The organism is Aquimarina megaterium XH134 (genome assembly GCF_000520975.1).
GTDB classification, from domain to species: domain Bacteria; phylum Bacteroidota; class Bacteroidia; order Flavobacteriales; family Flavobacteriaceae; genus Aquimarina; species Aquimarina megaterium.
The window spans coordinates 87779-100216 of record NZ_JACB01000036.1; the positions used below are offsets into that span (position 1 = coordinate 87779).

The 12438-nt window shown below is 31.4% G+C and carries 11 protein-coding genes; 5 read left to right on the plus strand and 6 right to left on the minus strand.

Going from position 1 to position 12438, the window contains the following annotated elements; all coding sequences use genetic code 11:
- Positions 1-57: 57 nt before the first annotated feature.
- Both Z053_RS0119265 and Z053_RS0119270 read right to left on the minus strand, forming a co-directional pair.
- Entirely contained in the window at positions 58-1293 is a 1236-nt protein-coding gene (locus tag Z053_RS0119265) for a hypothetical protein (protein WP_025666612.1), read from the minus strand.
- Positions 1294-1432: 139 nt separating this feature from the next.
- Positions 1433-2632, minus strand: coding sequence for a hypothetical protein (locus Z053_RS0119270; RefSeq protein ID WP_025666613.1), 1200 nt, complete (start codon positions 2630-2632; stop codon positions 1433-1435).
- Positions 2633-2864: 232 nt separating this feature from the next.
- Between Z053_RS0119270 and Z053_RS30370 the strand changes: the two genes are divergently transcribed.
- From Z053_RS30370 to Z053_RS0119285, 3 genes are all read left to right on the plus strand, one after another.
- Positions 2865-3908, plus strand: coding sequence for a sensor histidine kinase (locus tag Z053_RS30370; RefSeq protein ID WP_025666614.1), 1044 nt, complete (start codon positions 2865-2867; stop codon positions 3906-3908).
- Between the two features lie 42 nt (positions 3909-3950).
- A complete protein-coding gene (locus Z053_RS0119280; protein WP_025666615.1) occupies positions 3951-4724 on the plus strand; it encodes a LytR/AlgR family response regulator transcription factor in 774 nt (257 codons plus the stop codon).
- A 250-nt stretch (positions 4725-4974) separates the two neighbouring features.
- Positions 4975-5904 carry a helix-turn-helix domain-containing protein gene (locus Z053_RS0119285; protein WP_160170123.1) on the plus strand — a complete coding sequence of 310 codons (930 nt, stop codon included), beginning with the start codon at positions 4975-4977 and terminating at the stop codon, positions 5902-5904.
- Positions 5905-5915: 11 nt separating this feature from the next.
- On the opposite strand, the gene Z053_RS0119290 is transcribed toward Z053_RS0119285, so the two are convergent.
- Genes Z053_RS0119290 through Z053_RS0119300 form a run of 3 tightly spaced genes read right to left on the minus strand, consistent with a single transcriptional unit; the run spans position 5916 to position 9702 of the window.
- Positions 5916-8141, minus strand: coding sequence for a carbohydrate binding family 9 domain-containing protein (locus Z053_RS0119290; protein WP_152538346.1), 2226 nt, complete (start codon positions 8139-8141; stop codon positions 5916-5918).
- Between the two features lie 28 nt (positions 8142-8169).
- The gene (locus tag Z053_RS0119295; RefSeq protein ID WP_025666618.1) at positions 8170-8673 is read right to left on the minus strand and encodes an ankyrin repeat domain-containing protein; all 504 of its coding nucleotides are present in this window, start codon (positions 8671-8673) and stop codon (positions 8170-8172) included.
- A gap of 24 nt (positions 8674-8697) precedes the next feature.
- Positions 8698-9702 (minus strand): SMP-30/gluconolactonase/LRE family protein, encoded by a 1005-nt coding sequence (locus Z053_RS0119300; protein WP_025666619.1) that lies wholly within the window; start codon positions 9700-9702, stop codon positions 8698-8700.
- A 236-nt stretch (positions 9703-9938) separates the two neighbouring features.
- Between Z053_RS0119300 and Z053_RS0119305 the strand changes: the two genes are divergently transcribed.
- Positions 9939-10955: a sensor histidine kinase gene (locus Z053_RS0119305; RefSeq protein ID WP_025666620.1), complete on the plus strand. Its 1017-nt coding sequence runs from the start codon at positions 9939-9941 to the stop codon at positions 10953-10955.
- A 32-nt stretch (positions 10956-10987) separates the two neighbouring features.
- A complete protein-coding gene (locus Z053_RS0119310) occupies positions 10988-11683 on the plus strand; it encodes a LytR/AlgR family response regulator transcription factor (protein ID WP_025666621.1) in 696 nt (231 codons plus the stop codon).
- Between the two features lie 17 nt (positions 11684-11700).
- Here the strand turns inward: Z053_RS0119310 and cysE are convergent, their stop codons facing one another.
- Positions 11701-12438 (minus strand): serine O-acetyltransferase, encoded by a 738-nt coding sequence (gene cysE, locus Z053_RS0119315; RefSeq protein WP_025666622.1) that lies wholly within the window; start codon positions 12436-12438, stop codon positions 11701-11703.

Here is a 12438-nt window from a genome sequence, read left to right on the forward strand (position 1 = left end):
TTTTAGTACACCAAAGAGGTTTTTTTATATACTTTAATGTATAGTTCTAACCAGAAATTATTTTAAAGTTCCGTCACTTTTTAAAATTCCGGCAACAATATCTCTATCTCCAGTAGCTTGTCTTTGTACACTTCCTATAAAAGTGAGGCCATTATCATTAAGGATAATATCAGAAACAACATCATTTTGACTTTCATTATATTCATAAGTCCATATTTGATTTCCTTCAGTATCGATCTTATCAATTTTAATAAAACTTCGATTGCTCCAACCACCAATAATTATATCATTTCCAGAAAACTCTATATCGGACAAATACCAATACTTGTCAAAAGTTAGCCTTGCAACTTCGTTCCCATCAGTTTTATTAACTTTTAGAAGTGTTCCTTGTGGGATTTGCCCATTTTCTGCAAGTTTTGGTCTTCCTCCCTGACCTGCTAGATATAGATAATCATTATCGGCATTAATTTTATTAATATTAAATTCACTGTTAAATTGTCCCAGAATATTCTCATACTCTGTACTAGTAACAGTTGTACCATCGCTAATATTTAGCTTGTTTAAAATCAGAGTATTGTATAAACTGGCAGCTGGGTTTAACTTGTTGTTAATAAAGTATACAGCAGTGGGATCTGCAAATATCTTACTATAGCGGGTACTATTAAATGTATTTCTCCATTTTTCTACAAGATTCATATCTAGTACAATAGCTGTAGTTTGACTCCCATCAAAATTAATAGCAAGATATATTTCGTTATTTAATAAAAAAACATCATTTATAGCACCATTATTGCTTGTGTTTGCTGCCGAACCACCAATAATAGTAGATTTTAATACTTCGCCCTTACCATTTACCATTTGAATGATAGGGAAATTTGAAGTGAAAAAATCAACAACTGATCTTGAACCTACTAAAATATAAGTGTCTTCATCTATTTGAATTGCTTTCCTAAGCATATCATATGATGAAGTATCCATAATATTTTCTTCAATTACTTCTAACTTATCTGTTAGTTTTCTGATTGCAATATCACTATCACCTGTAGTACCAGCGCCATTAGATCCATTAATTAGCTCAAAAGAAATATAACCATAGGAGGTTTTAAATATATTAACTCCAAAATCACTACTTTCATTTAATCCAAAAAATTTTAGACCAACTTCTGGTGGAGTAGGAGTTTCTTCTGTTGGGGTTTCACCTCCTGTAGGTGCGGGTGCAGGACTATCATCTGAGGAACAAGAACATATTATAATACCAATGCAAAAAATGGTACTAAGTATTTGTTTTTTCATAAATTAGGGCTTTAGCTTTAAAGGGCAAATATAAAAAAAACGCACAGATTATGGTAAAACCATAAATCTCCCTCCTTATTTAACAACAAACGCTTTATGTAGTTGTTAATTCACAAAGATAGATTTGGTTCCAACAGGGTTAAAAACCCTTAAATGCTTCTGCATTTTGTACCAGAACAAGAACGTCATATCTAAAGATGGTTTTCTTAAAGGCATCAGAAAAATTAGCATAAGCAAGAGGTCTTAAGGAAGCTAAATCCAGTACATAATACTTCTTGGTTATAGTTGGTATAACCTTCTGAATTTCTTCAGGAAAATCTTTAATATTATCAAATGGCACTACAGAAATAGGTGAAAATGGATTTCCTATAGCAGCTTTTCCAGTTATACCCATCACCATATAATGCAACGAATGCATTTTGTTGATAATAGCCAATTCACTAGCCATATTAGAAATATCATAAATATTAGTTCGATTTAATCCTTTTGCCGCATGATTGGCTCCTAGTTTAAAGATCACTTTTGGAGTAGTATTACGATCTTTTGTGTTATCATAATAGTTTAAAAAATTGCGTTTCATTAATTGACTTCGCGTATTATTATTTTTATAATACTCTTTGGTGATCATATTATAGGCATATATTTCCTTAGTTTTCCAGAGTTGTTTTAAAATTTCGATTTCTTTGGCATCAGTAGCTAGTTCTAGCAACGATTTGTGTAAAGCTTCATTATATTTAAAAATGTAAGTCGCTCCGTACTTTTTATTAGCTATAGCATATTGATAACCTTCGTTGGCCTCCTTTTTTAATTCCTGTAGTTTTTCTTTTAAAGGTGTATTATCTGTAGTAGAAATAATATAATCAAAATTAAGACGAAACTGAACCATAAAAGTCTGGTCAATCCCCCAGAGCATTCCTTTCTTTTTAATTACATTGGTAAACAGATCATAATCATCCTCATTATTGTAAAAAGGAATAGCGAAAGGAAACTCTTGATGTAATTTTTTTGCGTTACCAATAGGATCATGAGACGACGCTATGGCAGTTATTTTTTCTGCAGCTATAGCATCTGTCTCTATACAGAGTGTATGATAACCAAAAGGTTGTGCAATATCGTATATTGAATTTGTAAAAATTCCCACTTCTTTAATGCCGTGCTGTTCTCCTACAAATACAAATTGACTATTTTCTAATCGCTGTTTTGTAAAGGATAGAAAAGTACCATCGTTGAAGTTTTCTATCTGAAAACTGTACTTTGATAAATCGATTTTATCCTGTGAGTATATGAATGTGATAGATAAAAAGGTAATACTTAGAAATAAAGAAAAAATAGTTTTCATTGCATATTATTTTGAGATTGATACCTCAAAAATACTTCGTTTGCTCTGTGTTTTTTTGAAGAATATCATGAACCCTAATATTATACTCTCGAACTTATTTTTTTAAAGGATAAACTACATAATATAGAATATGAGCATGACGATAAGATTATGAAATAGTAGAGTAAATCTGCTTTCGTAAAATAGATTTTGCCTTCAATTGCCTATTTTTATTAGTGTAAAAAGATTCGATATGAATATAGAAACACCTAAAATATCTCTGGGATGGCGACTTGTTATCGTTTTTATTGTGGGGATAGTTATGTTTAGCATTATAGCAATTGCATCAAAATTTAGAGAAGCTCCTAAAGTAGATCTACTTTTTTTATTGTTATGGATGTCTATTATTTACTTAAGTTTTGAAGTGATTCATCGGCTTCAGAAAAAGTTGGTGCAAAAAAATCTAAACTCTATTTGGATCTTTTTGGGGAGTAGTATCGGAGGAACAGTTATCTATACAATCTTTTTTTATTTTTATAAATGGTTAGACTATTTGATCCTCGGTAGTGAACCTCCTATGATACAACATGTGATATTTTCTGCTTTGACTGGATTAGCAATTTGTATGATTTTTGGCTTAATTTTACTGACATTCAACTGGAAAAATCAGTACTATATTTCACATATACAAAACGAACAATTTAAAAAGGAAATTATAAAGGCAAATTTATCAATTCTAAAAAATCAACTCGATCCGCATTTCATGTTTAATAACTTTAATACGTTATATTACTTAATTGATGAAGATGGTGCACTGGCGCAAAAATTTCTAAAAAACATAGCATCGGTATATAGATATATTCTTCAAAATAATGAAAAGGCAATTATACCTATATCACGCGAATACGAGATGGCACGACAATATCTTTTACTTATTGAACAACGCTATAAAACTGCTCTAAAAGTACATGATGCAGTAAATTCATCATTTTTTGAGTATAAAAGTGTTCCTCCATTAGTGTTACAACAACTTATTGAAAATGCCGTAAAACATAATAGAATAGATGAACGATCACCGTTACACATTCACTTTGAAGTAACAGAAAACTACTTTACCGTAAAAAACAACAATAATCCTAAACGTACGTCTGGTACTACCGGAACCGGATTAGAAAATATCACAAAACGATATGATTTCCTAACCGAGAATAAGGTGATTATTTCTAATACCAAAGATGAATTTAGAGTGTCTATACCTTTACTGCCAACAACCAATGAAATAAACAGCAATGTTTAATTTTTTTCATTTAGTATCAATAGATTATAAAAAAATGAACATGTGAAAATTAAAACTATCATATTAGAGGACGAAGCAACGGCCAGGGATCATCTCATGAAATTAATAACCCGAGTCAATACAGATATTTCTGTTATTGCATCAATTTCTACAGTAACAGAAAGTATAGATTGGTTTCGATCAAATAAACATCCGGATCTAATTTTTATGGATATTCACCTATCCGATGGGGTTTCTTTTGACATATTGAAAGAAGTTATCATCGATGCTCCCATTATTTTTATTACCGCTTATGATGAATATGCTATACAAGCTTTTAAAACTACAGGAATTGATTATCTACTAAAACCCATAAATGAAGAAGATTTACAAAACGCATTAAGAAAATTCTTTAAAAGCCGAGTCAAAGAAGCAGATGAATGGATTATTAGAAATATAGATTTACTTCAACGTATACAAAAAGAAGATAAACCTGAGTATAAGGAACGTTTTTTACTAAAATCAGGAAATAGCATGACTCCGGTAAAAATAAGTGATATAGCATATTTCTATCGGGACGAATTAGTTTTTGCAAAGCTTTTAGATGGAAAATTATTTCCTTTGGATGATTCTTTAAATCAATTACAAACGATGATTAATCCCAAAGAATTTATTCGATTAAACAGGCAACTTTTGGTAAACATAAACGCAATAAACAAATTAACCCCTTCAAAACCTGGCCAATTATCGGTACTGTTAACTCCAGAATACCACGATGAAATATATTTGAGTCCAGAACGATCGAGATGGTTAAAACTTATACTCGACGGGAAATAGGAGACAAACATGATAAAACTTTTCTTTTCATGAGGATAAAAAAAGAAAAAGCTATTTTTATATAATGTATCATTGGAGTGAGATTTTTATTGGTATCCAACTATGTATTACAATTCAGTTAGTCGTAGTCGGCTCTTTAAATGTATTTACAAAAAATACAAAAAATGTTTTCCTAGGTATATACTGCCTTCTTGTGGCTAATGCCCATATCGCCCTTATTTTTAGTGATTTCTTCAAAAAAGAACCTTATATGTATGCTTTTTTTGGAGGATGGAAAGGATATTTTTATGGACCTGTTTTATACCTCTATTTAAAATCGTTAAGTAAAAAATGGAATCATAAAAAAGAATGGATTCATTTAATACTTCCATTTGCTTTATTTGGATTGTCTCTTTATCGTTATTTTTTTATAAGCCAGGAAGATTCAATGATTGTAAAGCTAAAAGCAGTGGGGTATTTTTTCTACTGGACCCTGTTAATTTCTTATTTCATTTTAGGGATAAAAGAATTTAAACAGCATATAAGAATAAACTTAAAAGAAAAATCAAAAATTAGATTTCAAAGTTTTTATACCATAGTAAATACTCATTTATTGTTTACCATTATACCGGGATTTATATTGTTTCTTAGTATATATACCGATGTTAGCATCATTGAGAACTTAACAGAAGCCGTTGTATTACCTTATTATGAATATTGGGCTGTTCCTATATATATGCTTCTTTTTATATTCTTACTCTTTTACGGGATTACAGAATTACAATGGGTAAAAAAATATTTCCTGATAGCCTCTATACATCAACCTGTGAATGACTTTCAAAAAAACGCAGATGTTTTTATGCATATCAAAGAATTTTTCTCTGCCAACGAGGTGTTTAAAAACCCAAACCTTACTATAGACGAATTATCTCTTTCTTCGGGAGTTACCAAATCTGCAATTCGATCTGTTTTGATCGAAAAAGGATATTCTAGTTTTACTGATTTTGTGAATGAGTATAGAATTAAAGAATTTAAAAATAATCTGAAAGAAGAAAAGTATAATAATTATGACCTGGCCAGTATTGCTTTACTATCAGGGTTTAATTCTAAAGCAACATTCTACAGAGTTTTTAAAAAACACACTGGTATGACTCCTAATGAGTATAAGGCAAGTGTAATAAGTAATAAATTATTAGAATAGATTAAGGGATTTTATCGTATAAAGGTTTTAGAAAATTTGATAATTAGTATTTGATTATCTGTAAATGGTAGTCTTGGTTGTAATGCGTTTCTATTAGTATTGGCGTTATGATTATAGACGACATATAGATCAGTACCTTCTGTAGGGTTATATCTAAATCTAAGGTTCCATCCTAGCTGATCACTTCGCGTATCATATTGCACATAAGAGTTTAATGATGTTTTCGAAGATAAATTGAATTTCAACCTCGAAAAATATCGACTTAAATTTAGTTTTCTAGAGGTTTCACTAGCATATTCATCTGGAAACCTAAGATTATTGTATGTGCCACCTAATTGAGCTTGAAAGAGTTTGCTAAAATCATAAGAAACATTATACGATATAGTAAACTGGTTTCCACCATAAAACTCTCCTATTTCTGTATCTAGTGTAATCTTATATGGTTTTGCATCTCCAGAAATAAAAATGGGATTAAATTTCCACATCTTGTACTGTGCAGCAGGAACAGTTACTCCTTCGGCTATTTCCCAATCACTATATAAATTATCTTCTTGATATATAGGAAAAAACATAGTTAAACGATGCCCTTTTTTATGTATCGCTGTCATGTAGAAATTCGTTTGAAAAAAATCGTGATGATCAGAATTAGACAACCAGTTTTTTCTGAAATAGTGACCTATTGAAAAGAATTGCAAGAATGAATGATTAGTGAATGACTTTCTCCACCCATGATTTAATGTTAAACGTTTGGTGTTGGGTTGAGAAACAAAACCTAATTTGGGATCAAAGTTTTCTGTGTACTCCCGAAATCTGTATTGCAGCCCAAAACCATTGTTTTTAAAGGTGTTTATTGAAGCACCATACATTGGTTTCCAATCTCCCTTTTCTTTATCAAAGGTTGTACCTACTGTTAATTGAGTTCTAACAGTATTAGTTAAACGAATATTTGCATCTACAGCCATGAGATGATTATAGTTTTCGCTGCTTAGTGAATTGGTATTTATAAAACCAATATATGACCCTAGTTCTCCTATGTTTTTTTTAATTCGGGTTACACTTTTATTAGCAGAAGCTGCCACTTCATCTACCTCATGTGTTTGCATTGATAAAAGCCCGTATTGCCATTTTGTATTTCCGCCTGTAAAACGAACACCTCCTATAATAGGAATGGAAGCACCGTCCTGAATACCGATACGTCTGGAATGAAATAAACGATGATCAAATTGATTAGAGTTGAAAATATCTGCATTTTCGAGGAAAAACAGTCGTTTTTCATTTAAAAATATTGGGAAACGAGAAATGTTAACGATTCGATCATCTGCTTCTACCTCTGCAAAATCTGTGTTTAATGTAAAATCTATCGTGTGATTTGCGTTAGGCTTAAATTTTACATCTACTCCCAAATTACTTAATACTTTGTCTAATACTTCGTGATCTGCATATTGTTTACGTTCTAAAATGGAAGTGTTGCTTTTATATGCTGTTCCTTCTTCGTTAATGAGGTTTTCCCGAATGGCATTTGCCTTTATATACGGAGTTATATACAGCGGTTTTGTTACCGGTAAACCTGTAAAACGTATTTCCTGAGCATTTGTAAAATGATGTAACGCGTTACCAATATCGATATTTTTGAGATGAGACGTTATACGCTCATTGATCTCTTTGTATTTTACCGTTGCTTTAATCCTCATGATATTCTCAGAAGATTTTTCATACCGTAACGATGAAAACGGGATCCTCATTTCTGTACTCCATCCTTTTTCTGTAATGCTCGATTTAACATTCCAAAAGGTATTCCACGAAGTATTAAATTCTTCGCCATTACGGCTTACTTCCATGTCCTGTCGTGCGCTTAATGGATTTGTCCTAAAAATGAGCGTATTTATTTTATCATTGTAAGTATCGATATGTATTTGAAAATAATCGTCTTTTACTTGAGCTACATCTCTTTCTAGTGTTGTGGCGAATATTTGAGAAGGATCTCTAAAATTAATAATTCCACCTACATAGAGGTATTCCTTATCGTATAGAATTTTTACGATTACCTGCTCCGATGCTGGAGTTCCTATATTAGGATCTATTTGCTTAAAGTCAGAAAATTCTAAGACGTCATTCCATGCGTTCTCTTCTAATTTTCCATCCAAAATAATAGTGCCATTCCCCAAAGGAACATCAATAATTTCTTGTGCCGATGATACTACGCTCACCAGCATACATACAATAAAAATAGACCTCATTTGATTTTTCTGTTCGTTTTTTGATTGTTTAAAAGAGGTCTATTTTTGTTTTTTTTAGACCTAAAGATTTTAGATACTCGGTAATTTCTTTTGATTCTTCACCTCCTCGTTCTGCATGATGAAGAAGAGTATATCCGTGCGGCCCTTTGGCATGTAGTGTTCTGGGAGAAAATTCTAGTATCGATTTGATGATGTCGATCTTCCCGAAAAGAGCAGCAGTAAATACATTAGCTTGAGCTCCATGATCTAATAGGTATTGAGCCAGTTCTTTATATCCAACATGACTTGCGGCTCCCAAACATGTTTCAAAATCTCCACCTCTCCAATCATGTGCAGCATTGATCAGTGTAGGGTGTTCTGCTAATAGTTCTTTTACTGTTTCCAAACTTTTATGTCCGGCACCAACAAAATTTTGCACTATTTTTTTGTCTAATTGTGGTTTTTCTTGTTCTTTCGAAAATATCACATGCGGAGCTGCAATATATAGTCCAGTAGTTAATACACCAGTAGTTAAAAATTGTTTCCTGTCCATAATTACTGTTTTTATAAGATGTTATTAGTCATCTAGTTTTACTTTTAAAATGGTAGGTTCGTATAATTTTTCCATAGGGAATAGGGATCCGTCTTTATTAAAGCTTCCGAATTGTGCGTTTGCGATGTAATACAATTCGCGATCTACCAAAACTCCTGTTGTAGGATTGTTCATTATAGGGTGATTGTGTTCTAGTAATACAGTTTTTGTAATAGTATTTTGCTCTGTATTGAGGACGAATTTTTTAACCGAGTTTTTACCAGGTTGTATACCGATCAAAGAGTTTTTGTAAAAGTATAATCCGTCTATGCTTTTGCTACTAGTTGTATCTGCACCCTTGGGGTATTGTATATTCTCTTTTTTTCTGGTTTTGATATGAATGCGAGTAATTCCTTCAGAATGTGCTACAAATAAATAAGTTTGGTCATCAGAAATAGTAATTCCATTAGGATATTTTATTTCAGAAAGATGAGCTAATACTTTTAGTTCATCTTCATTATTCTGAATGGTATATATCATAGGACTAGAAAACATATGTGTAGCATACAGATTTCCTGATGTATCTAAAACGATATCATTAAAGAAATGAACTTCTCCTGGTATATCGATCCAATATTTTTTGATAAGTTTCCCCGTTTGCAAATCATATTTAAAAACCCCTGCAGGACGTCCCTCGTTTTTATCTTTTCTACTATACCCGATAAGATTACTTCCTCCAGAGCTACATACCCATAAGTGTCTTCGTACCGGATCAATTTTCATCCCGATAATCATATGTAAACCGTCTTGTTGTGGTTTTACAAAGTCACGATATGTCCCGTCTTTGGATCGTTTTATAATTTTTCCTTTTCGGGTACTTCCTATATAAAAAGACATATCTGTGGGATCATAAGCCACGTTTTCGGGTAATAGATCTTTTTCGGGAATCGTATAGGCTATAAAACTTTTGTTGAATTGCTCATTTGGTTTTTGTGCACTACTATAAAAACCAAATCCGGTAAAAAAAATGATATAAAAAACTGTTTTCATCTATTTTGTTTTAAAAATAAAATATGTGAGGTGGATAATGTTTAGTATTTTTCGTCCTAAGACGAATGTATTTGATAAAGGAATTGAGAAGATCGATTTTATATTAAACTCTTCTTTTTTAATGTGTAATTGTATTGTGCTTATGTGAGTTGATTACACATAAGTAAATTATAGATTTACATAAATTATGGATTTGGGTAGGACTGAAAACCAAAAATCATATAGCTTTGTTATCAATGAAGATTAAAAGCATTTGGTTTCATATTGGTTTTTGGATTGTATATACCGCAATATTTACTATTGTTGAAGCTAGTTATAAAGGGGAATATACCGAGGCATTGGCTTTTGAGCTTATGAATATGCCGATGCGACTTATTATCGTATATTTTAATTATTTTGTTCTGTTGCCAAAACTCTTATTGCAAGGCAAAACGGTAAAATACTTTGTGTATACGATACTCACATTAATCATCTCTGGGTGTATTCAACGAATTATTAATTATGAGGTGCTATCTATGCTTTATCCTAATATGAAAGATTCTGGATTATGGCTACCATATAAGTTTTTACAGGCTTCTATGATCATAGCTTCTCCTTTAATTTTTATTATTGGAATTTCGGTTATTTGGAAAGTAGCAGAGTTACAAAAGAGGGCCAAAACTCTTGAAAATGAAAAATTGCAATCAGAATTGAAGTATCTAAAATCACAAATTAATCCACATTTTCTTTTTAACACTTTAAATAATATCTACGGACTATCTTTAGAAAGTTCAAAAAAAGCCCCCGAACTTATACTTAAATTATCAGATTTCCTTAGCTTTTCTTTATACGAGAGTTCTCAAAGGTTTATTCTTTTAGAAAAAGAAATTAGTTTATTAAATGATTTTATTGATCTAGAAAAATCTCGTTTTGAAGATAGGGTAGATGTACAGGTTTCTATTCCCGAACATATAGACCCGATATCTATTCCTCCTCTTATTTTGGTACCATTTGTAGAAAATGCATTTAAACATAGTTTAAAAAACGAAACCAAAATAGCTCATATAATTGTTAAATTAGAGGTAGTACATAATCAACTAATTTATGAAGTTATAAACTCGAAACCAGAAGCTACTGTAGAAGATTCTTCACTAAAAGGAATTGGTTTGCAGAACATCAAAAAAAGATTAGATATCCTATATAATGATCGATATCAATTGGATATTAAAGATGAAGAAAGATTATATACTATTGTATTAAAAATTGCTATTTGATAAGGTAAGTTGCAAAAAAATAAAAGAGACAGATGAAGCTTAGATGTATTATAGTAGATGATGAACAGACTGCAAGAAATATTTTAAAAAAATATATTGGAGATGTTTCTACTTTGGATCTAACAGGAGAGTTTAAAAATGCTCTCGAAGTCTTAGATTATATTCAGAATCATTCGGTAGATGTGATGTTTTTGGATATTGAAATGCCTAAGCTTTCGGGCTTAAATCTGGCCAAAATTGTAGAGCATAAAATTAAAATCATATTTACAACTGCACATCGTGAGTTTGCGCTAGAAGGCTTCGATTTAAGTGCAGTTGATTATCTGTTAAAACCTTTTTCTTTTGATCGATTTTTAAAAGCTATTCAGAAAATTAACCCTAATTTTTTAAATACTGCTGTTACGTCTACACCTGTAGTAGATCATATTTTTGTGAAAGCCGATAAAAAAATGGTTAAAATTAATTTTTCAGAATTATTATATATCGAAGGCTTAAGTAACTATGTCAAAATTCATACAATAGAAAATACTTTGGTTGTCTATGAAAAGCTGAGTGATCTCGTACAACGATTACCTTCTTTTTCTTTTATGCGTATACATAGGTCTTATATTGTAAATACCAAAAAAATAAAAACCTATACCAAAGAGTATGTAGAAATTAAAAAAAGACACATCCCAATAAGCTTAACCTATCGAAATGCATTATTGTCATTTTTAGAAAAATCCTGAAGTTTTTCTTAAAAGAATTATTGTATTTTATTTGCCTTTCCTTTAGGTCTTGCCGGTATTCCTGCAACTGTCATGCCTGGTGCTGTATCTTTTAGAACTACAGCTCCGGCAGCAATATTAGAATGTGCTCCTATAGTTATATTCCCTAATACAGTAGCACCTGCTCCAATCACCACATTAGAACAGATTTTTGGATGCCTTTTTCCTTCTGTTTTTCCTGTACCTCCCAAGGTGACATTGTGAAAAATAAATACATCATCTTCAATTTCACAGGTCTCTCCTATAACAACACCTATCCCATGATCTATTACCAGGCCTTTGCCAATTTTTGCAGCAGGATGTATATCGATTGCATAAGTTTCAAAAATTTTATTTTGTAACCATTTGGCAGTTATCAGATTTCCTTTTTTGAATAATTCATGAGAAAATCGATGCGCTTGTAATGCTTGGTATCCTCTTAAAAAAAACAATACTTCAAAATAATGAGTGCACGCAAAATCTCTTTCGAAATAAGAGGTGAGATCTCGCTTAAAAGTATCTTTTAGTTCTGTGTTATCAGTGAGAATCTCCTTAAAAATAGCAGTTAACTCGTTAGAAGTTATAAGGTCATCAGAAAGCTTTTTACTCAGTATAATACTTAAAACATCTGCTAAGTCCTTGCATTGTTTTTGGTGTTGATCTAAAATTTTCTTTGCAATTGGTTCTGAAGTATTTTCTAATTCTAATCGAATTCTATCCCAAATATTACCTGTCAT

Coding starts and splice junctions, on each gene's coding strand:
- Z053_RS0119265 (WP_025666612.1), bottom strand. CDS start 1,293: ATGAAAAAACAAATACTTAGTACCATTTTTTGCATTGGTATTATAATA.
- Z053_RS0119270 (WP_025666613.1), bottom strand. CDS start 2,632: ATGAAAACTATTTTTTCTTTATTTCTAAGTATTACCTTTTTATCTATC.
- Z053_RS30370 (WP_025666614.1), top strand. CDS start 2,865: ATGAATATAGAAACACCTAAAATATCTCTGGGATGGCGACTTGTTATC.
- Z053_RS0119285 (WP_160170123.1), top strand. CDS start 4,975: ATGTATGCTTTTTTTGGAGGATGGAAAGGATATTTTTATGGACCTGTT.
- Z053_RS0119290 (WP_152538346.1), bottom strand. CDS start 8,141: ATGAGGTCTATTTTTATTGTATGTATGCTGGTGAGCGTAGTATCATCG.
- Z053_RS0119295 (WP_025666618.1), bottom strand. CDS start 8,673: ATGGACAGGAAACAATTTTTAACTACTGGTGTATTAACTACTGGACTA.
- Z053_RS0119300 (WP_025666619.1), bottom strand. CDS start 9,702: ATGAAAACAGTTTTTTATATCATTTTTTTTACCGGATTTGGTTTTTAT.
- Z053_RS0119305 (WP_025666620.1), top strand. CDS start 9,939: ATGAAGATTAAAAGCATTTGGTTTCATATTGGTTTTTGGATTGTATAT.
- Z053_RS0119310 (WP_025666621.1), top strand. CDS start 10,988: ATGAAGCTTAGATGTATTATAGTAGATGATGAACAGACTGCAAGAAAT.
- cysE (WP_025666622.1), bottom strand. CDS start 12,438: ATGACAGGTAATATTTGGGATAGAATTCGATTAGAATTAGAAAATACT.